At 39.9% G+C, this 20,196-nt stretch carries 19 protein-coding genes and 2 pseudogenes; 8 read left to right on the plus strand and 13 right to left on the minus strand.

From position 1 onward, the window contains the following. Positions 1–44 precede the first annotated feature (44 nt). Positions 45–1,220: a lipid-A-disaccharide synthase gene (lpxB, locus tag L6C30_RS06850; RefSeq protein WP_236162687.1), complete on the plus strand. Its 1,176-nt coding sequence runs from the start codon at positions 45–47 to the stop codon at positions 1,218–1,220. A 31-nt stretch (positions 1,221–1,251) separates the two neighbouring features. Continuing rightward, positions 1,252–1,491 (plus strand): annotated as a pseudogene (locus L6C30_RS06855) (integrase core domain-containing protein); the annotation flags it as partial. 182 nt (positions 1,492–1,673) lie between these two features. On the opposite strand, the gene L6C30_RS06860 reads toward L6C30_RS06855, so the two are convergent. Then, positions 1,674–3,047, minus strand: a complete 1,374-nt coding sequence (locus L6C30_RS06860; protein ID WP_236162686.1) for an AarF/ABC1/UbiB kinase family protein — start codon at positions 3,045–3,047, stop codon at positions 1,674–1,676. Between the two features lie 143 nt (positions 3,048–3,190). After that, positions 3,191–3,496 (minus strand): hypothetical protein, encoded by a 306-nt coding sequence (locus L6C30_RS06865; RefSeq protein WP_236162685.1) that lies wholly within the window; start codon positions 3,494–3,496, stop codon positions 3,191–3,193. Positions 3,497–3,726: 230 nt separating this feature from the next. On the opposite strand from L6C30_RS06865, the gene L6C30_RS06870 reads away from it, so the two are divergent. From L6C30_RS06870 to aroC, 3 genes are all read left to right on the plus strand, one after another. Then, positions 3,727–4,107 carry a DUF1311 domain-containing protein gene (locus L6C30_RS06870; RefSeq protein WP_081406292.1) on the plus strand — a complete coding sequence of 127 codons (381 nt, stop codon included), beginning with the start codon at positions 3,727–3,729 and terminating at the stop codon, positions 4,105–4,107. 106 nt (positions 4,108–4,213) lie between these two features. Next, a complete protein-coding gene (gene prmB / locus L6C30_RS06875; RefSeq protein WP_236162684.1) occupies positions 4,214–5,224 on the plus strand; it encodes a 50S ribosomal protein L3 N(5)-glutamine methyltransferase in 1,011 nt (336 codons plus the stop codon). A 13-nt stretch (positions 5,225–5,237) separates the two neighbouring features. Further along, entirely contained in the window at positions 5,238–6,332 is a 1,095-nt protein-coding gene (gene aroC, locus L6C30_RS06880; RefSeq protein WP_070154613.1) for a chorismate synthase, read from the plus strand. A 140-nt stretch (positions 6,333–6,472) separates the two neighbouring features. On the opposite strand, the gene L6C30_RS06885 is transcribed toward aroC, so the two are convergent. The 9 genes and pseudogenes from L6C30_RS06885 to L6C30_RS06925 form a co-directional block, all read right to left on the minus strand. Further along, positions 6,473–6,775 carry a cyd operon YbgE family protein gene (locus L6C30_RS06885; protein WP_019837288.1) on the minus strand — a complete coding sequence of 101 codons (303 nt, stop codon included), beginning with the start codon at positions 6,773–6,775 and terminating at the stop codon, positions 6,473–6,475. 4 nt (positions 6,776–6,779) lie between these two features. Then, positions 6,780–6,881 (minus strand): cytochrome bd-I oxidase subunit CydX, encoded by a 102-nt coding sequence (cydX, locus tag L6C30_RS06890; protein WP_004860610.1) that lies wholly within the window; start codon positions 6,879–6,881, stop codon positions 6,780–6,782. 24 nt (positions 6,882–6,905) lie between these two features. After that, a complete protein-coding gene (gene cydB, locus L6C30_RS06895; protein WP_168417375.1) occupies positions 6,906–8,051 on the minus strand; it encodes a cytochrome d ubiquinol oxidase subunit II in 1,146 nt (381 codons plus the stop codon). A gap of 2 nt (positions 8,052–8,053) precedes the next feature. Next, on the minus strand, positions 8,054–9,634 hold the full coding sequence (locus L6C30_RS06900) for a cytochrome ubiquinol oxidase subunit I (RefSeq protein WP_236162683.1): 1,581 nt from the start codon (positions 9,632–9,634) through the stop codon (positions 8,054–8,056). Next, positions 9,634–9,825, minus strand: a complete 192-nt coding sequence (gene cydP / locus L6C30_RS06905) for a cytochrome oxidase putative small subunit CydP (protein WP_070155611.1) — start codon at positions 9,823–9,825, stop codon at positions 9,634–9,636. Before cydP ends, L6C30_RS06900 begins: the two co-directional genes overlap by 1 nt. 458 nt (positions 9,826–10,283) lie before the next feature. Next, positions 10,284–10,990, minus strand: a pseudogene (locus L6C30_RS06910) (transposase family protein); the annotation flags it as partial. 38 nt (positions 10,991–11,028) lie between these two features. Further along, entirely contained in the window at positions 11,029–11,637 is a 609-nt protein-coding gene (locus L6C30_RS06915) for an OB-fold-containig protein (RefSeq protein WP_236162682.1), read from the minus strand. Between the two features lie 157 nt (positions 11,638–11,794). Further along, positions 11,795–12,106, minus strand: a complete 312-nt coding sequence (locus tag L6C30_RS06920; protein ID WP_171066651.1) for a Rieske 2Fe-2S domain-containing protein — start codon at positions 12,104–12,106, stop codon at positions 11,795–11,797. A 14-nt stretch (positions 12,107–12,120) separates the two neighbouring features. Continuing rightward, entirely contained in the window at positions 12,121–13,125 is a 1,005-nt protein-coding gene (locus L6C30_RS06925) for an adenosine kinase (RefSeq protein ID WP_236162681.1), read from the minus strand. Positions 13,126–13,264: 139 nt separating this feature from the next. On the opposite strand from L6C30_RS06925, the gene L6C30_RS06930 reads away from it, so the two are divergent. The 3 genes from L6C30_RS06930 (at position 13,265) to L6C30_RS06940 (ending at position 17,985) form a co-directional block, all read left to right on the plus strand. Then, positions 13,265–13,714: a GNAT family N-acetyltransferase gene (locus tag L6C30_RS06930; protein WP_236162680.1), complete on the plus strand. Its 450-nt coding sequence runs from the start codon at positions 13,265–13,267 to the stop codon at positions 13,712–13,714. 148 nt (positions 13,715–13,862) lie between these two features. After that, a complete protein-coding gene (locus L6C30_RS06935; RefSeq protein ID WP_236162679.1) occupies positions 13,863–16,802 on the plus strand; it encodes an insulinase family protein in 2,940 nt (979 codons plus the stop codon). A 34-nt stretch (positions 16,803–16,836) separates the two neighbouring features. Further along, positions 16,837–17,985 (plus strand): phospholipase A, encoded by a 1,149-nt coding sequence (locus L6C30_RS06940; RefSeq protein ID WP_019837299.1) that lies wholly within the window; start codon positions 16,837–16,839, stop codon positions 17,983–17,985. A 96-nt stretch (positions 17,986–18,081) separates the two neighbouring features. Here the strand turns inward: L6C30_RS06940 and L6C30_RS06945 are convergent, their stop codons facing one another. Together L6C30_RS06945 and L6C30_RS06950 are read right to left on the minus strand one after the other, a co-directional pair. Then, complete coding sequence (locus L6C30_RS06945; protein WP_230245004.1) at positions 18,082–19,422, minus strand: TrkH family potassium uptake protein; 1,341 nt, start codon at positions 19,420–19,422, stop codon at positions 18,082–18,084. Further along, positions 19,419–20,075, minus strand: coding sequence for a TrkA family potassium uptake protein (locus L6C30_RS06950; protein WP_230245002.1), 657 nt, complete (start codon positions 20,073–20,075; stop codon positions 19,419–19,421). Before L6C30_RS06950 ends, L6C30_RS06945 begins: the two co-directional genes overlap by 4 nt. Positions 20,076–20,196 lie beyond the last annotated feature (121 nt).

Genomic DNA, 20,196 nt, shown 5'->3' on the forward strand with positions numbered 1-20,196 from the left:
AAATGTGAAAACTCATATCCATTAAAATTTAGAGGATAAAACGCTTGCAAAATCGGAAACTTAAAATAGGTATCGTTGTGGGAGAAGTATCTGGTGATACTTTAGGGGCACAACTTATGCGACGTTTTCGTGAGCAAGGCATTGATGCAGAGTTTGAAGGCATTGGTGGTCCGCAAATGATTGCCGAAGGTTTTAAAAGTCATTATCCGATGGATATTCTATCGGTAATGGGCATTGTTGAAGTACTCAAAGATTTGAAAAAACTCTTTGCAGTTCGGGATGGTTTGGTCGAAAAGTGGAGCCAACATCCTGTTGATGTCTTTGTTGGGGTTGATGCACCCGATTTTAATTTACGTCTTGCCAAAAGTTTAAAACAGAAAAACTTGCCAATTAAAACCGTGCAATATGTTAGTCCTTCGGTATGGGCATGGCGACAAGGTCGAGTGCATGGCATTAAAGCCAGTATAGATTTGGTGCTATGTTTATTTCCGTTTGAAAAAGCCTTTTTTAAAAAATGGGATGTGCCTGCAGCCTTTGTCGGACATCCTTTGGCGAGTCAATTGCCGTTGGAAAATCCAATTGCTGCAGCAAAACAAGAATTGGGTCTAGACCAACAGCAACAACATATTGCGTTATTGCCCGGTAGCCGACGTGGTGAAATTGAGCGTTTAGGACCGTTAGTTTTAGACGCGGCTTATATTTTGACGCAAAAATATCCGCAGTTTACCTTTTTAATTCCTGCCATTAATGATGCACGTAAACAACAAATTGAAGCGTTATTACAGTCTTATCCGAGTGCATTACAAGACAAAGTGCAATTGATGGAAAATCGTAGCACAGAATCTAAAATTGGACGTCAGGTGATGAATGCGTCCGATATAATTGCACTGGCTTCAGGCACGGCGACGCTAGAAGCAATGCTATTACATCGTCCAATGGTTACGTTTTATAAGCTGAATTGGATCACGTATTGGATTGCGAAACTGTTGGTGAAAATTCCTTATTATTCATTGCCAAATATTATTGCAGGTAAAAAGGTGATTCAGGAGTTAATTCAGGAGGATGCAACACCTGAGCGTTTGGCAGTAGAAATTGAAAAGTTAATTGATATCGAAACAGCACAAATTCAGGTGATGCAGCATATCACTATGCATAAGCAATTATTGTCCGATAACAGTGAAGACCCTGCGCAAGCAATTTTGGCAATGTTAAATCGTTAAACAGTTTAGTCAGCGATTGATTCGCTGTTTTCAAATCAGTATGGATGGTAAAGATCGATGGGTAGATAATGTGATGGTCGAACAATTATGGCGGTGCGTTAAATACGAAGAGGTGTATCTCAAAGCTTATAGCAGTGTCACAGACGCGAAAAAGCAATTGAGTGCATATTTTGAGTTTTATAATCTAAAACGACCTCATTCGAGTCTAGACAAAATGACACCCAATGAGTTTTACTATGATCAGCTACCCCAACAAAACAAGGTGGCTTAACTAGAGCGGAATATCACTTATAAATACGCTTTTAGTTGTTCAAACAAGTGGGGCCACCTCTTATTATTTTTATAAAGATGTGCGCTTTTGAAATAAATTGACCTAAATGACAATTGCATCGAGTGGGCAACAATCATTTAGGTCTATATAACAGCTTTGATCAAAGAAATAAAAGTTGGGACTTAAATAAACTTTTGAATCATTTTGCGGACATTGGTTTTCGCATCAATCACGGTCATAAAGGTGTAGGCACCAATAAATTTACGGCTAATAAACATAAATTCTTTAGGCGGCACACTAAAGTAACGCGAAGCCATCGATTTAGATGCTTGTTGCATGACACGGCTATGCAGCTGACTTTTTTTCCAGTCATAGCGCGATTGTTCATCTATCACGCCTGCAGGTAAATCGCGGTTATTGTCTAAGTGACTAAAGGCTTCGGTTGCCAATAGAAACACTTTTGCCATGTCAGGTTTAATGCTTTCAGGGATGCTGTCAAAAAACTCATAACCCGTCATGGCATTCACCATCATTTGTGGGTCGTGGTAATAACCCGCCTTAATTAGATTACGCGCCACGGTCAGCAGTTGTTGGTCAAATTGACGAATAGCACCAAAGTCGAGTAGTACAATTTTATCGTGAATATCTTCACCATTACCTAAGCGAACCAAGTAGTTGCCAAAATTCGGGTCAGTCTGCATTTCGCCCCATTCAAATACTTCACGCACAGCAATTTCCAAAGAGGCTTCACCCAATTGGTTACGACGTTCTTGAGGTAATGACAGCATAACAGGGCTGTTAATAGGTACACCACGTTCAAAAGTCATACACAGTACTTGATCACTACAGTATTCATCTACAATTCGCGGCACAATGTAGCGCGGATCATCTTTTAAACGGGCAGCAAAACGACGTGTCGTTTCCGCTTCAATTTGATAGTTGACTTCACGATGCATCATTTCACGCACTTCATCAAACCACTGATCAAATTCACGGGTTTGCGGCACCATGCGAGTCAATTTGAGCATATTTCTAAATAGACTCATATCTGAGTCAATCGCATCTGCCACGCCAGGATATTGGATTTTTAATACCAACTCCAAACCATCTGACTTGCGAGTTGCGCGGTGAACTTGCGCCAAAGAGGCTGTGCCTAATGGTTCATGATCAATGGTGAGATCATCAAGTTTGGCACCTAACTGCGCCTGTAATTGCTGTTTAATTGCAGGCCATGCCAATGCGACAGTCTGGTTATTCAGCGTGTTGAGTGCTTGCGTAATTTCTTCAGGTAAAAAATGTTCGCCGTACAGCGCCATCATTTGCCCAATCTTCACGATAGAGCCTTTGAGTTTGCCAATTTCAGCCACCAAATAATCGGCTTGTTCTTTCATGGCTTTTTTGCGTTTACGTTCTTTTTCTTCTTCGCTTGAAAACATAGAGGTGGCATTCGAGGCTGCCCATCGTGTTCCTGCCAGTAAAGATGCCTTTGCGATGGATAAGCGTCGATCCATAGAGGAAGTCTTGAGTTGTTTAAGCTTATCGTTCTGATCTGACATTAAAATCAATCCTTAAATCAGCAATACGCAGGTAAATTAGATTGTAACGGATATTAGCGCGTCTTAACGTATTAAAAAAGTTCAACTTGCTGAACGACGAGTTTCCTCGTGAAAAAAGTATGAAAAACGGCTTAAAAGTACTTTTACATCCGATATTGCACTTTGGTTTCGGCTTTTTTCATCAATTGTGCTTTGTTGTCTTGGATAAATTTGAGAATCATCAATTTTACAGAATCGTGTAAAAAACCGTGTGCATAACCTTTTACAATAATCACGCTGGGCAAACAAAAAAATAGATATTTGGCATCATCAAATGACGCATTTTCAAAAATGCCGTTTTCAATCAAAATTTGCTGAAAAAATTGTTTTTCAATCAAGACTGCATCAGAGTGGTTGTCGTTCCAATAGCTTTGGCGCATGGCCATCAAATTATTGTGTTTGTAGCTCATAAGGCTGAAAGCTTCATCTATAAAATGAGTAATTCAATTATTGGGATATTGTCACATTTTTCAATGATTATTGTGCATTTATCATCGACTCAGCTATAAAAAGCAGGAGATTGACTATATGCTTTTTAACCTGAATCTTGTAGCATCAATACAGCAATTTGGGTTTTTTAAAATTATAAAATATTGAAAATTTACCGCGCTTTAAAACCAGACTACGCTCAGGGGAAAATATGAAAGTTTGGACATTTACACTATTGGGGATGCTGACTTTGGGTACAGCTCAAGTTTGGGCGAATGGCGTTTCACAAGGCTATACGCAATGTATGAACAATAGTTATGGCAAAATTTCTCAATCGCAAAAATGTATTAAAACTGAGCAAAAAGCACAAACTAAACGACTCAAAAAACACTATAAAGCCTATGTGAAACGCAGCGCAGGCAATGCCAATAATATTCAACAACAGCATCAACTTTGGGAAAACCGTGTAAAACAGCGCTGCTATTTATCTACTCAAAGTGATTTTGCGGAATTGCAGCGCGCGCAATGTGTTTTGCTACAGACAGTAGAGCGTGCAGATTATTATCAAGGGCAGTTTGTGGGAATCAAATAAGTAAAACCATAGCAAATAAATTACTTGGAAACTGCTTAAACATTATAAAACCGAGCAAAACAAGGTATCATAAGGCGTTTTAAAATTTGACCTTGGAGCGCCTTAAGTGGATCGACCGACAATTAGCCCTGAACATTTGCAGGAAGCTGCTGAAAACCTATCAACCATTCGTGATTTTATTCGCTTTGGGGTTACAGCACTACGTCAATACGATGCACATTTAGGTCAAGGTACAGAAGATTATTTTGCAGAAAGCTCTGCATTGGTATTGCAAACCATGTCTTTAGACTGGAATGCAGACCCAGAAATTTTAGATGCCAAACTTTTACCAAGCGAAGTGGCTGAGTTTTTAAGTCTGCTTGAACGACGTATTAACGAAAAAGTACCTACTTCATATTTGTTGAATTTGGCTTATTTCTTTAATAAACCATTTTATGTAGATGAGCGTGTTTTGATTCCACGTTCACCTATTGCAGAACTAATTGAAAATCGTTTTGCGCCATATTGTCTAGATGAAAATGGTCAAATGCGTGAAGCAGATAATAATTTACCTGCTAATTTTGCACCAAAAACACCACAACGTATTTTAGATATGTGTACGGGTTCAGGGTGTATTGCGATTGCATTGGCTTATGCATTTCCAGATTCAGAAGTGGATGCAACTGATATTTCTAAAGAAGCCTTGGAAGTTGCTCAAATCAATACTGAGCATCACAACAAACAGTATCAGATTGCTTTATTGGAATCGGACTTATTTGCCAAAATTCCAGCAGAAAATCAGTACGATTTAATCGTATCTAACCCACCGTATGTTGATGCCGAAGATATGGCAGATTTACCTGAAGAATTTCACCATGAGCCTGAGTTGGCATTGGCAGCAGGGCAAGATGGCTTAGATTTAGTGCGTAAAATGCTGGCGCAGGCTGCAGATTACCTCACTGAAGATGGTCTGATTGTGATTGAAGTGGGCAATTCTGAATGGGCAATGAAGCAAAACTTCAATACGGTCGATTTACATTGGCTTAAATTCCAAAAAGGTGGATCAGGCATTTTTGCACTGACTGCAGCACAATGTCGTCAGTACCGCGATTTATTTATTCAATCTGTTCAAGCATAAGGAGTCGTTGGACATGGCAGGCAATAGTATTGGGCAACTCTTCCGTGTAACGACTTGTGGCGAATCTCATGGCGTAGGGCTTATGGCCATTGTAGATGGCGTGCCACCAGGCATTGAACTGTCTGCTGAAGATTTGCAAAAAGATTTAGACCGCCGTAAACCTGGTACATCTAAATTTGCGACACAACGTAAAGAACCCGATGAAGTAGAAATTATTTCAGGCGTGTTTGAAGGTAAAACTACGGGAACGTCGATTGGTTTATTAATTCGTAATACTGACCAGAAATCTAAAGATTATGGCAACATTGCGCAAACGTTCCGCCCTGGACATGCAGACTATACCTATACCCAAAAGTACGGTTTCCGTGATTATCGCGGTGGTGGTCGCTCTAGTGCGCGTGAAACAGCTATGCGCGTTGCTGCGGGAGCAATTGCTAAAAAATACCTGTTTGAAAAATTTGGTATTGTGATTCGTGGTCATGTAACGCAAATTGGTACAGAAAAAGCTGAAAAACTGGATTGGAATGAAGTAGCCAATAATCCATTCTTCTGTGGTGATGTAGATGCTGTGCCACGTTTTGAAGCTTTAGTAACATCTTTGCGTGAGCAAGGCACAAGCTGCGGTGCGAAGCTTGAAATTGTGGCAGAAAAAGTACCTGTGGGTTGGGGTGAACCTGTTTTTGACCGTTTAGATGCCGATATTGCACATGCCATGATGTCAATCAATGCTGTGAAAGGTGTAGAAATTGGTGATGGTTTTGCCGTGGCAGAACAGTTTGGACATGAAACTCGTGATGAGCTCACAACGGATGGTTTTTTGGCAAACCATGCAGGTGGTATTTTGGGTGGGATTTCAAGCGGGCAGGATATCCGTGTTGCAATAGCCTTAAAACCAACGGCGAGTATTACCACACCAGGTAAAACCATTAACCTAAACCGTGAAGACACAGACGTATTGACTAAAGGTCGCCATGACCCTTGCGTGGGCGTGCGCGCAACACCAATTGCAGAAGCAATGCTTGCGATTGTGTTAATGGATCATTTTATGCGTCATCGTGCACAAAATGCTGATGTGGTTGCACCGTTTGCACCTATTGAACCAAAATAACGGTCTGATCTAAGATTTTATTTTGAGTTTTAAAAAAAGCTAAACCAAATGGTTTAGCTTTTTTTATGCTGAAACATAGCCAGACATTCAATAAATAAAAAGAGCGCATTTTGCGCTCTTTTTAAAGGATGTTCACTTAATTAACTAAAGAACCAAGTGTAATAACCCCAAATCATCAACGGCCATGCCACAAACGGGCTAAAGAGCCATTTCCAAAACCAGAAGCGTGGAATGAAACCAACGCCATGAACAAAGCCACCAGAAATACCAATCATAATAAACATCATGGCGCGGTGGCTGTATTCACCGTTGGCATCCAGCATTGCTGCTGGATGTAGAAGCAGTACAGCTGCGAGCGGGAATGCCAATAAACATGAAATAACCATCGCAATTTTGTTAGGTTTTTGAACTGTTGTTTCAGCGTTCACTGCAGTGTCTGTCATCTATTTATTCCTCGTCAAGGTCTTGATGAGATTCAATATACAGGGCACTCAAGACACCTGCAAAGCATGCCATCAGAATACCGAGAATCCATGCAAAGTACCACATAATTTATTCTCCTTAGACACAGCCTTAGTAAAGGCTGTGTGAATTCTCTTTAATGTGCTTGTTGGTGATAACGCCCCACATTTTGTAGTAACACCAAGTGGTGTACAACAAAATAATTGGTACGAAGATACATGCTGCTACAGTCATAACAGTTAGCGTATTTTGACTAGATACCGCATCCCACATAGTCAAGCTTGCAACAGGGTTGAGGCTTGAAGGCATTAAGAATGGGAACAGTGCAAAACCAGCAGTTAAAATTGCACCGATTACCGCTAAAGATGAACCAGTAAAACTCAAACCTGCCTTGCCTTTACCAGCTGCAAGAATAATCAAGATACCGCCCAAGATGCCCATTACTGGCGCAATCATGGTGATTGGGTAAGTTGAGTAGTTATTCATCCAACCAGGGTTACCATTGGTAAGCACTTCTTTAGCCAATGGATTCGCAACGCCATTTGTGTCGTATGGAGTAACAAGGGTATAACCTTCGATACCACCGAAGTATAACCATGCACCTGCACCTAAGAAACACACAAGGAACACAATGCCCATGATTTGTGTTGCTTTAGCAGAGCGTGCACGTAAGTCACCATCTGTACGAAGCATTAACCAAGCACCACCATGCGCACAAAGCATAGACAAGCTCACTAAACCACATACCAGAGCGAATGGGTTTAATAACGCAAAGAAGCTACCTGTATATGTTGAACGTACAGTTTCATCTAGGGTAAATGGCACACCGAGGAACATGTTACCAAAAGCTACACCGAATACTAATGCAGGAACTGCACCACCTACAGCTAGACCCCAGTCCCAAGATGTACGCCACTTGGTGTTTTCAAGTTTTGAACGGTAGTCAAAACCGACTGGACGCAAGAACAGGGCAAATAGGACTAAGAGTAGTGCCCAGTACATGCCTGAGAATGCAGTTGCATATACCATAGGCCATGCTGCAAATAACGCACCACCAGCAGTAATGAACCAAACTTGGTTACCATCCCAGTGCGGTGCAATCGTGTTGATTGCAGCGCGGCGTTCTTCGTCATTTTTACCTACAAATGGCATGATTGCCATTGAGCCCATGTCGAAGCCATCGGTAAGGGCAAAGCCAATTAGTAGTACACCAACTAGCACCCACCAAATGATTTTGAGTAATTCATATTCGATCATGCTTAAGCCTCCTCATTGGCTTTTTTCGCAGCTTCAAGTTTCTCGAAGTGGTATTTACCAGTATGAAGCGAGCTTGGGCCTAGACGTGAGAATTTGATCATCAAGTACATTTCAATAATCAGCAATACGGTGTAGAACGCAGCCAATGCAATGATTGAGCCCCATACGTCACCTGTGCTGAGTGAAGATGCAGAAAGGTGTGTAGGAAGTACTTCACCAATTGTCCATGGTTGACGGCCAACTTCTGCAACATACCAACCTGTTTGCGCAGCAATCCAAGGTAAAGGTAATGAGAATAATGCAAATTTTAATAACCAAGGTTTGCTTTCTGCATTGCGTTTAGCCACTGCAAAAGTTGCAAGTGCGAATAACAACAGCATTAAGAAACCAGAAGCGACCATGGCACGGAATGCCCAGAACAAGCTTGGTACGTGTGGAATAGTATCCGCAGCAGCCATTTTAATTTGTTCGTCAGTCGCATCTACAACGTTTGGTGTATATTTTTTCAACAATAAACCGTAGCCCAAGTCTTTTTGAGTTTGCTCGAACGCCGCTTTAAGTTCAGGAGATTGGTCGCCTGCACGTAATTGCTCAAGTTGTTGATAAGCAACCATACCGTTACGAATACGAACTTCGTGGTTTGCGATCAGGTCTTTAATACCAGTTACTTCTTCGGTAACAGAACGTGTTGCAATAATTCCCATGACATAAGGAATTTTAACTGCGTAATCTGTTGTTTGCGTTTCTTTGTTGGGGATACCAAATAAAGTAAACGCTGCAGGAGCAGGGTGAGTATCCCATTCTGCTTCAATTGCGGCGAGTTTAGTTTTTTGAACATCACCTAATTCATAACCTGATTCATCACCAAGTAGAATTACAGATAAAGTAGAAGCTAAACCGAAAATTGCTGCAATAGCGAAAGAGCGACGTGCAAATGGTAAGTCTTGCTTTTTCAATAAGTAATAACTTGAAATTGCTAAAACGAAAATAGCACCCGTTACATAACCAGCAGAAACAGTATGTACGAATTTAACTTGTGCAACAGGGTTAAAAATTAACGCCCCGAAGTCAACCAATTCCATACGCATGGTTTCGTAGTTAAAGGTAGAACCCACTGGGTTTTGCATCCAGCCGTTGGCGACTAAAATCCAGAGTGCGGACATATTAGAGCCAAGCGCAACTAGCCACGTTACACATAAGTGCTGCACTTTGGTGAGTCGATCCCATCCAAAGAAGAATAAACCAATGAAGGTCGATTCTAAGAAGAAGGCCATTAAACCTTCAATTGCAAGTGGTGCACCAAAGATATCACCCACGTAGTGTGAGTAATACGCCCAGTTTGTACCAAACTGGAATTCCATGGTTAAACCAGTGGTTACCCCCAAAGCAAAGTTAATACCGAAGAGTTTTCCCCAGAATTTAGTCATGTCTTTATAAATTTCTTTACCAGAAATCACATAAGTGGTTTCCATAATGGCAAGAATAAAAGCCAGACCTAAAGTCAGTGGAACAAAAATAAAGTGATACATCGCGGTCATTGCGAATTGGAACCGCGAGAGATCGACCACGCTTTCAGAAATCATCAACGTGTCTCCTTGATTGAGGAAGGACTGCCAGCAATACGCTCAGCAACTTGTGAATCAAAATTTTGAGGAATAGTTGGGGCATCAAACCAAATATTTTTGATGACCATTAACAGCACGACCTTAATTATTAAAATGATCGTGAGTTCACGAACTACTTTTCTATTTAAATCTTTAGGAACTAAGCTCACTTTTATAAGCCTATTTTTTAAACTGTGTTTTATATTATTAAACAAAAACATACAAAAAAAAATAGCTGGAACAGTTAAAATGAAAATATATTGTTAAATTGTTATAAATCAATATTTTATTTTCAGGTGGTGAAGAAAATAAATGGAGGAAAGTAGTTTTTTTAAACTTGACAGAAACACTTGTAATTAATTATTTAAAATCTGACTAAAATACTTATATTTTAAAAAATCAAATCAGACTAAATTGCTATGGATAAAAATCAATCTAAAAATAGCAATAAATTAGAGATATTATCAGCTAATAATTATTCTCATTGATTTGTTAAAGTTTAATGACGATTTCTCTTATTTTATTTTCCTACAATGGATCTCTTGAGAAAGTTAACTTGGGAACATGAACCGTATCAGGTTTGTCGGAGACTTCATCATTTCCGTCCTTTTCTATAGCGTTATTTTCATAGCCGAAAATGATTAATTCTGCCGTATATAGGTTCAATTGTAATCCTATGCGCACTGATTTCTTAGCTAATCTGTTGTGCTATTTGGCTAATGATAAATTTTTAAATTTCTTGATTGGAATGAGTAACTTAACTCCTAATATGATAAAATCTTTTATTGCCTAAACTTGCCATAATGTATAAATATTCAAATATTTACGAGAAATCGTCAGATCATGTTTTCTGCCACATTCGACCTGTATGCTTGCAATTAGGTTTAGCTCTAGGTTAAAAATGACCTGTATTTTTAACGTATGTTTCTTCTTTTTACCGCTATAGAATTTACTTGGTTTTTTTGAAGTTCAATCTGTGACTCAATGACTTGAAAGATCAAATCATTCGTCTCGCTAAACTTTGGATTACTTTTCGGCATTGCGAAATTCGTGATTGAATCAGAACATTTTCAACTTTTTGAAGAGTACGTTTCACACTGCTTTCAACTAGATTCTAATTAGCAGATAGCTCAATTTGCGATTTATCAAAGCGTAAGAAATTCAAATATAACATCAAGTGTTACTCTAAACGCAACGAATACGGTCTTGCAAATTTTTTATAGGCAAGTTAAGCGTATTCTCACCGATATTATTTTTAAGAATAATTGACGAGAAACTCCAACAAGTTGTTTAAATTCATCATCATTGAATCGAGTTAAGATTTTGATATTTCATGGGGCCAACATAATCAAATTTTGACTTTCAAAAGAGGTCTATTGATTGCTAAATAAGTTATTTGATGGTGAAATTTTTTTGGCAAGATAGTGAAATTGTTTTTTGCGAACAATAATTACTTGACCTTGAAATTCAAGTTCACCAAATTCAGGTTCAACCTGCACATAATGCAATTGCCCAAACTCATCACGCACACGTGCTTGTGCAGAAAAACCAGGACGTGCATTGCCACTTGAAATTGTGGCCAAACGTCCGAGCAAATCGACTTGGCGCACGCTGTATTTAGGTTTGATAACTTGGTCTAAACAGTGAATCATGAAGACTGTAAAAAAGATAGCAATAATAAACGCTGGAAAAATAATGTAATATGCAGGAACAAAATGCTGTTTTTGTGAGTAAATGAAGAACTGTAAAAAATATCCTGAAACACTGAAATTCATCAGTAAAAAAACAAAAATCAGTACTTTAGAAAATTTAACATCTAAAAGCGGCGATTCTGTAATCCGTTGTGAAAATACATTTTCAAGCAACTGACTTGGACGAAAATTAAAATAGTAACCAATCGTTTCGGCAGTGCTGATTAGCATTAAAATAACCAGGCTGAGATGAAAGGGCATTAAGTGCAAATCAGATAAAAACTCATGCATGCGCTAAACTCGCCTGTTGAAATATTTATAGTTGATGTGATTAGATGCAGATCATTGATCTAACTCTACATAGAGAGAATAGATAAATGATCTGGTTTTGTATAGAGCTAAGATTTGGAACTTTGAGTTTTTTTAGCTTAGGGAAAGCCGCTAAAATTTAGTCGTTGATTAAGTAAATCCCACCATCTGAATGAACGCTGATCTCGATTTTCTCGAGTGACTGACCTAAACATGGACCAGAAATACATTCGCCCGTTTCAACCATGAACAATGCGCCATGTGTTGAGCATTCAATATATTCTTGGTCGCGGTCTAAGAACTGGTTTTCTAAAAACTCTAGTTCCACTTGTAGATGTGGGCACACATTTTTGTAAGCGTAAAACATGCCATCGCGTTGGGTGATGAAAATCGTATCACCATTTGGCGTTTCGTAGGAGCGAGCTTCACGCTCAGGAATGTCTTCCATCATACAAATTTTATTCATTATGCAAATTCCTTTTGAATGTTATGCAAAAGTTTAGCGTAATCCTCTACAGCAAGACGAGGGCCGAATTGAGCAACCACTTCACTTGAAACAAGAATGGCGAGTTGAGCTGCTGTTTGGAAACCTAAACCTGCATTGAGTGCATACAAGAATGAACCTGCAAAGGCATCTCCGGCACCGTTAGCATCAACAGCAGTGACTGCACGACCTGGTACATTAAAAGAGTTGTGTCCATCAAAAATTAAGGCACCTTGTGCGCTCAATGTAATGACAATGTATTTGCTTTTTTGTTTTAACAGTTCTAAAGCACTTTCTGCCGTTTCTGTTCCTGTGTACATCATGGCTTCTTCTTGATTACAGAAGATCAAATCCACACCATCATCTAGTAACTCATCCAAACCTTCACGGGCATATTGCACCATAGCAGGATCAGATAAAGTCAGTGCAATTTTTACTTGATTGGCCTTTGCAATTTCACGCGCCTGTTTTACCGCAGCGCGTGCAGTGTCACTCGTAGATAAATAACCTTCGATATAAAGCCATTTTGCTGTTTTAAGTGGCTCAAAATCAATTTGTGTGGCAGAAAGTTCTGCGGTAATGCCCAAGTAAGTGTGCATGGTACGCTCAGAGTCATCACTCACTAGTACCATACAAGTCCCTGTAACACCTTGACTGACTGATTTGGTTGTGGTGTGAATACCTGCTTCATTTAAGCCTTTGAGGTATATATCACCCAAATCATCGTTACCCACACGGCAAGCATAGAAGGCTTGACCGCCTAAAGCACTAAATGCAACGGTGGTATTTGCAGCAGAACCACCTGAAGCTTGGCCTTTATGTCTTTGCGTTTTAATTAAGTTGTTGTATAAACTTGCTTGTGTTTCACCATCGGTTAATTGCATAGTACCTTTTTGCAAGTTATGTTGAATAAGGAAGTCATCCGAGACTTGAAATTCTTGGTCAATTAATGCATTACCAATTGCAAAAAGGTCTACAGTTGCCATGTCTTTAAATCACAGTCAAAATTAAAAACACTAAGTTTACACCAATGCTCAGGATTGCTGTAGTTTCATGAATAAAATTCAGCTGATTGAAGGTTATTGATGAAAAATAGGGGTTTAGCAGAGTTATCAGGAAGGTGAGATGAACATCGAAATTAAAGAAGCACAAGAGTTACCAACGCAAATACAGAATTTGGCCAAACATGCTGCTCAAGAAGGGTTTGATTTTGTCCATCGTTTAATTGAAGAATGGGAAAGTGGCAAAAACCGCTTTAATCAGCCTGGTGAATTTTTATTGTTTGTTTACGATGGTGATCAACTGGTTGCATGTGGTGGTTTAAACCAGCAATGGAATGAGCAGGATATTGAAAGTCGTATTGGACGGGTACGTCGTTTTTATGTTTTGCCAAATTATCGTAAACATGGCGTGGGCAAACAGCTGCTACAACATTTAGAGAAAAAAGCTCGTGCCAATTTCTCGGCGTTATGTTTAAACACTGACACTAAATCGGCAGCACATTTTTATCAAAAACAGAATTATGTGTATGTCGAAAATCATCCAAATTATAGTTATTTTAAATACCTGATCTAGTTTTGCTTATGCTTCAAGCATCGCAGCGCAATATTTTGTTGATACTTTGCAAATTTCAAGCAATTTAGTCGGGTTTTCAACGTGAATTATTTAAAGAACTAAAGCTATAATGGCTTTAGTTTTTTATTTGCTTATTTTAGGAGATCACATGACTGTAGATGTCACTGAAACCATTTCCCAGACTGTACATCCTGCGTTTCAGTTGGTACGTCAACACCATGTTGAAGCCTTAGACATTTTAGTGTCTGAATTTAAACATAAAGTGACAGGTGCGGTGCATTATCACTTAGCGACAGAACATGATGAAAATGTTTTTTTAGTCGCATTTCGCACTCAGCCGATGGATTCCAAAGGTGAGGCGCATATTTTAGAGCATACTGTGTTGTGTGGTTCGGAAAAATTCCCTGTACGTGACCCGTTCTTTTTAATGATTCGTCGTTCTTTGAACACTTTTATGAATGCATTTACTGCGGCGGATTGGACGGCTTATCCATTTGCGACTCAAAACAAAAAAGATTTCCAAAACCTGCTTGCGGTGTATATGGATGCGGCTTTTGCAGCCAATTTAAATCCTCTCGATTTTGCTCAGGAAGGTATTCGTATTGAGCTGGAAAATGGCGAGCCTGTTTATAAAGGCGTGGTATTTAATGAAATGAAAGGTGCGATGAGTTCGCCATCCGATCAGCTTTATCACCAATTGGCTTATCATTTATTCCCTGAAACAACTTACCACTACAATTCAGGTGGCGACCCGAAAGATATTCCAGATTTAACCTATCAAGAATTGGTAGATTTTTATAAGTCACATTATCACCCAAGTAATGCGGTATTTATGACTTTCGGCAATACGCCTGCATACGATTTACAAGAACAGTTTGAACAATTGGCTTTGGCAAAATTTGAGCAGGGCGAAACGCTGTATTCGAAACCTGAGCGTCGTTTAACTGCGCCCGTTGCAGTGACTGAAAGCTATGCAGTCGATGCAGAAGAACTGAAAGATAAAACTTATCATGTTTTGGCGTGGTTATTGCCTGAAGCAAGCGATATTAAATTACGCTTAGGTATGCGTTTGGTTGAAGGTGTTTTACTTGAAAATTCTGCATCACCACTGCGTCATTATTTGGAAACTTGGGCGCATGCACAATCTACAGGGCCATTGATGGGCGTGGATGATTCCAACTTTGAAATGACCTTCTTCTGTGGTGTGCAAGGTTCTAACCCTGAACATGCAGCGGAATTTCAGGCGGGCGTTTTAAAAGTTTTACAAGATGTGGCTGCACAGCCTGTGGATACTGCATTGGTTGATGCAATTTTGCATCAAATTGAATTGCATCAGCGTGAAATTAATGGCGATGGTATGCCATACGGTTTGAGCTTGATTTTAAATGGTTTAAGCAGTGCAATTCACCACAATGACCCAATTCAGGTGTGGGATGTAGATACTGCGATTGAGCAAGTCAAAAAAGAACTTAAAGACCCAATGTGGTTATCGCAATTAATTCAGACACATTTAATTGATAACCCGCACCGTGTGCAAATGACTTTGGTGCCAGATGCAGAAAAATCGGCCAAAGATGCCGCACTTGAAAAAGCACGTTTAGCAGAAATTGGCGCACAACTCACAGATGAGCAAAAAGCAGAAATCGTCGCGCAAACGGAAGCTTTAAAAGTCCGTCAAGATACGCCAGATGATTTGAATTTATTGCCAAAAGTTGGTTTGGAAGATGTGCCTGCAGCTTTGCATATTGTGCAGGGTGAGTTGCGTGAAATTATCAGTAACCGCATTGATTATCCTTTAAATTTATATCATGCAGGGACCAATGGAATTTACTATCAGCAAGTATTGATTCAAATTCCTGATGAAATTGTTCAATCGCCATATTTTAATTTGCTGTCTATTTTGATGGGCGAAGTGGGTGCAGGTGAATACGACTATTTAGAATTGCAACAGTTACAAACCGCAGTCAGCGGTGGTTTGGGCATGGGTGCATCTTTACGTTCTAAAGTCGATGACAAAAATCAGATCAGTGCATGGCTCACCTTAACCACCAAATCATTGGTGAATAATCTTGAAGCTATCCGCTTGCTGAAACTGGCATTTGAGCAATTACGTTTTGATGAAAAAGATCGCATTATTGAGTTGTTGCAACAACGTAAAACCCGTTGGAAGTCACGTTTATCGGGTTCTGGGCACAGTTATGCTATGCAAATTGCAGGGCGACATCACAGTGCTTTGGCGCTGCGTGATTACAACAATACAGGTTTGGGCGCATTAAATTGGTTGGTAGATTTGGTTGATAAAATTGAAAATGATGCAACGGAATACAATAAACTGATTGCTGAATTGCAATTGATTCACCATAAATTACTGCAAGCACCTAAGCAATTTTTGTTGGTATGTGAAGAACATCAATCTGATCGTTTGGTCGAAGAAGTTCAAGAAGTTTGGGATAAACTCACTGTCGCAGAGAGTTCTGCAGCTTTAACCAAAGTTCCTGTATATCATTCAGAGCAAGATCAGGCATGGTTGATTCAAGCCAATGTGCAATTCTGTGCAGCTGCATATCCTGCGGTGGAAGTGTCGCATCCTGATGCTGCACCTTTGATGGTATTGGCTGCATATTTGCGTAATGGTTTCTTACACAGCGCAATCCGTGAAAAAGGCGGTGCTTACGGTGGCGGTGCAACCTACGATGGCAATGCATGTTCATTCCGTTTTTACAGTTACCGTGATCCACGCTTGGCAGAAACTTTCGCAGACTTTGAAGCGAGTATTGATTGGTTATTTAATACAGAGCAATTGCCGCATCAACTAGAAGAAGCGATTTTAGGTTTAATTGCTAGTATGGATAAACCAGGTTCGCCTGCAGGTGAAGCGATTACTGCATGTTATGCATTATTGCACGCGCGTACACCCGCATTCCGCACAGTATTGCGAGAGCGTTTATTGGCGGTGACTTTAGACGATTTAAAACGTGTTGCGGAGCAATATTTGCGTCAGCAGCAAGCATCTAAAGCCGTAGTCGCACCTGTGTCAAAACGTGAAGCATTGCTCGAACTTGGTTTTGAAATTAAACAAGTGAACTGATACGTGAAATAACAACGAAAACTTGGGGTGATTTATGAGCGCGTTCAAACTTTTTGAATACAGAGGACTGTCGCTGAGTGTTGCTGCACTCAGCACTGTGTTTGTGGCGAAAACCTATGCACAAGACCCAGCTAGCTTAGTTGCACCTGCAACACCTGAAGCCTGTGTGGCTTTAGAGGCAAATGCTGATCGTTTGGCGTGCTATGATGCATTGTTTAAAATTCCTGAAGCAGAAAAAACACCACTAATTAGCGAACGCCAAGCCGCTCAGGCACTTGCTCCTGCACCTGAAACCCTGAAAGAAAAAATTGCAGTGGGTGTGAGTAATTTATTTTCATTTGATGTACCAAAGCTTGATCCGAATGTATCTTTACTGGATAAGCGCTGGGAGCTTTCATCCGATAGTAAATTAGGCACATGGAATTTACGTGCTTATCAACCGGTGTATTTGATGCCTACTTTTTGGACGTCCGATAAAAATGAACGTCCACAAAGTTTGAATGGGCAAAATACCGTTCCAGTAGGTAAAGAACAAAATCTGACCTCAATGGAAACCAAATTTCAGCTGTCTTTAAAAACCAAAGCAGTAGAAAATCTGTTGGGGGATAACGGTGATGTGTGGTTAGGTTATACCCAGTCATCACGTTGGCAGGTTTATAATGGTGATGAATCACGTCCATTTCGTGAAACCAATTATGAGCCTGAAGCCAGTTTGATGTTCCGTACTAACTATACACTTTTGGGGCTGTATGGTCGTTTATTAGGTGTGACGCTGAACCATCAATCCAATGGTCGTTCTGATCCGCTATCACGCAGTTGGAATCGGGTTATGTTTAATTTGGGTTTTGAAAAAGACAATTTTGCCTTGATGTTACGTCCGTGGTATCGCATTGAAGAAGACCGCAGTGATGACAATAACCCCGAAATTAAAAATTATATCGGGCGTGGCGATATGTTGGCATTTTATCGCTGGAAAGAGCATGACTTTTCTTTGATGCTTCGTCATAGTTTAAAAGGTGGTGATGACTCACACGGCGCAGCGCAGTTTGACTGGGTTTTCCCAATCAGTGGCAAATTACGCGGTCATTTTCAACTATTTGATGGTTATGGTGAAAGCCTGATTGATTATAACCACCGCGCCACCTATGTTGGTTTAGGTGTGTCTTTAATGAATTGGTTCTAGGCGTATTGAGTTTGATTTCTTACCCTTGCTAGCTGAATATAAAACGCCAATCTTGATGATTGGCGTTTGTTTTTGAAGTCGGATCGTATCTAGCTTTTATCCAACTTGAATATCTGCGGTTGGATGTTTAATTCGGCTTTTTTGTGGTGTGGCGATTAAATAAGCCAAAGTCAGCGGCCCTAAACGACCTGCAAACATCAACAACATTAAAATAATTAGACTAGCAGGTTGTAATTCACCCGTAACACCACGTGATAAACCCACTGTACATGCTGCAGATACAGCCTCAAACATCAGGTCTAAGAAATTTAGTTTCGGTTCAAGGGCAAGCAAGCTAAACAAACCGATGCAAATTAACATGCCTGTAATGCTGATCACCGCCAAAGCTTTAAAGGTGGTACGTTCAGATACGGCATGATTAAACACACGCACCTCATCTGAACGTCTTAAAAAACTGATCACGCTTAAAATGACAATAATAAATGTACCAACTTTAATACCGCCTGCGGTACTGAGCGAGCCACCACCAATAAACATCAGCAGCATGGTGAGCAAGGTTGAGCTATTTTGCATACTTGCGACATCTAGGCTATTAAAACCTGAAGAGCGAGGAACGGTAGCGTGAAACCACGCATTGAGGGCTTGATCGCCAATACTCATGGCTGCAAGGGTGTGTGGATTATTGGCTTCAATCGCCCAAATGAGCAGAAAAGCCACAAAGTTTAAACTGGCAATGGTCGACAAAATGAGTTTGCTGTTGGGTGAGAGTTTTTTCCAGCGTTTGGCGCGCTTAATATCCATGAGCACCACAAAACCAATACCGCCAATGATATACAGCATACTAATAGTTAAGGTAATCAGGTATTGATCTGCAAAGCTCATTAAGCTATTTGGAAATAATGAAAATCCACCATTGTTAAAGGCTGAAACACTATAGAAAGCCGCATAGAAAAACGCATCGCTTAATGGATAATCCTGCATCCATGCCAAGGTTAAAATAACTGTGCCTATCCCTTCAAAAAACAATGAGTAGAGCAATACGCCTTTAATGGTCATTGACACTTTAGATAGGTTGGTTTGCCCAATGGTGTCTTGCGCCATAATTTGTTGTTTTAAACCAATTTTGGATGAAAAGCTCAAAACCGCTAAAATTGCAAAGGTCATGAAACCCAAGCCACCACATTGTAATAACAACATAATGACCAATTGTCCAAATACGGTATAAGCATCGCCAATATTCACCACCGACAATCCAGTAATGGTCACTGCGGATGTAGCAGTGAATAAGGCATTGATCCAGCTCATCTCACCATGATGGGAAATGGGTAGTTTTAGTAAGATTGTGCCAATACAAATAAAGCTTAAAAAGCCAAGCGCCAACAGACTAGGTGGGCTTAAATTGACAGTTTTAATTGGTTGTTTCGCTGTTTTTTTCATTCTGACTTAAATTGTTTAGATAAGCGCTTTAATGGTTCAAGTTGTCCCTCAACCACCAAAATATCACCTGTTTGTAACATTAAATTGGATTCAAGCGTATAGAAAATAGTTTCGGCACGTTTAAACAGTAAAAGTTTCACTTCGGGTGCATGTGACATCAGACTATGAATGCGTATGCCATGCAAGTTGTCTGTAATTATTACTTTTACAATATAGTGGTTGTCGTTTAGGCTCATATAACGACTCACCATCGGATAACTCAGCGATTGCGCGATGCGAACGCCCATATCTTCTTCAGGGTGAATAATTTTACTTACGCCCAAATGGGTCAAAATCATGGTGTGTGCTTTGCTTTTGGCTTTAACGTAAATTTTAGAAATACCTAAATTCTTTAAATTTAAGACACACAAAATACTGGCTTCAATATCTTCACCAATGGCGACCACCACTGCATCACAATTTTGAATATTCAGTTCTTCCAAAACGTGTTCATCGGTTGCATCGGCAATCACTGCATGGGTAATTTGATCGGCAATGTTTTCTACAAACTTTTTATTGCTATCAATCCCAATGACATCATGGTTGAGTTTGACCAATTGTGTCGCCACAGTTGCACCAAAACTACCTAAACCAATGACAGCAAATTGCGCCATAGCATCATCCTGAAAAAATTATATTATTCTTGCAATATACTAAAATATTTTATGGATTTATACTGTAGCGAAATGACTAAAAACCGCTGGAATTAGCGGTCTTTAGTATTTGTTGGCGTGT

The sequence above is a fragment of the Acinetobacter sp. KAM396 genome, assembly GCF_021602765.1.
Taxonomy (GTDB): Bacteria; Pseudomonadota; Gammaproteobacteria; order Pseudomonadales; family Moraxellaceae; genus Acinetobacter; species Acinetobacter towneri_A.

Excerpts from the sequence above, each read along its gene's own strand:
- L6C30_RS06860 (WP_236162686.1), bottom strand. The coding sequence starts at position 3,047 with ATGTCAGATCAGAACGATAAGCTTAAACAACTCAAGACTTCCTCTATG.
- L6C30_RS06865 (WP_236162685.1), bottom strand. The coding sequence starts at position 3,496 with ATGAGCTACAAACACAATAATTTGATGGCCATGCGCCAAAGCTATTGG.
- L6C30_RS06870 (WP_081406292.1), top strand. The coding sequence starts at position 3,727 with ATGAAAGTTTGGACATTTACACTATTGGGGATGCTGACTTTGGGTACA.
- aroC (WP_070154613.1), top strand. The coding sequence starts at position 5,238 with ATGGCAGGCAATAGTATTGGGCAACTCTTCCGTGTAACGACTTGTGGC.
- L6C30_RS06885 (WP_019837288.1), bottom strand. The coding sequence starts at position 6,775 with ATGACAGACACTGCAGTGAACGCTGAAACAACAGTTCAAAAACCTAAC.
- cydX (WP_004860610.1), bottom strand. The coding sequence starts at position 6,881 with ATGTGGTACTTTGCATGGATTCTCGGTATTCTGATGGCATGCTTTGCA.
- cydB (WP_168417375.1), bottom strand. The coding sequence starts at position 8,051 with ATGATCGAATATGAATTACTCAAAATCATTTGGTGGGTGCTAGTTGGT.
- L6C30_RS06900 (WP_236162683.1), bottom strand. The coding sequence starts at position 9,634 with ATGATTTCTGAAAGCGTGGTCGATCTCTCGCGGTTCCAATTCGCAATG.
- L6C30_RS06915 (WP_236162682.1), bottom strand. The coding sequence starts at position 11,637 with ATGCATGAGTTTTTATCTGATTTGCACTTAATGCCCTTTCATCTCAGC.
- L6C30_RS06920 (WP_171066651.1), bottom strand. The coding sequence starts at position 12,106 with ATGATGGAAGACATTCCTGAGCGTGAAGCTCGCTCCTACGAAACGCCA.
- L6C30_RS06925 (WP_236162681.1), bottom strand. The coding sequence starts at position 13,125 with ATGGCAACTGTAGACCTTTTTGCAATTGGTAATGCATTAATTGACCAA.
- L6C30_RS06930 (WP_236162680.1), top strand. The coding sequence starts at position 13,265 with ATGAACATCGAAATTAAAGAAGCACAAGAGTTACCAACGCAAATACAG.
- L6C30_RS06935 (WP_236162679.1), top strand. The coding sequence starts at position 13,863 with ATGACTGTAGATGTCACTGAAACCATTTCCCAGACTGTACATCCTGCG.
- L6C30_RS06940 (WP_019837299.1), top strand. The coding sequence starts at position 16,837 with ATGAGCGCGTTCAAACTTTTTGAATACAGAGGACTGTCGCTGAGTGTT.
- L6C30_RS06945 (WP_230245004.1), bottom strand. The coding sequence starts at position 19,422 with ATGAAAAAAACAGCGAAACAACCAATTAAAACTGTCAATTTAAGCCCA.
- L6C30_RS06950 (WP_230245002.1), bottom strand. The coding sequence starts at position 20,075 with ATGGCGCAATTTGCTGTCATTGGTTTAGGTAGTTTTGGTGCAACTGTG.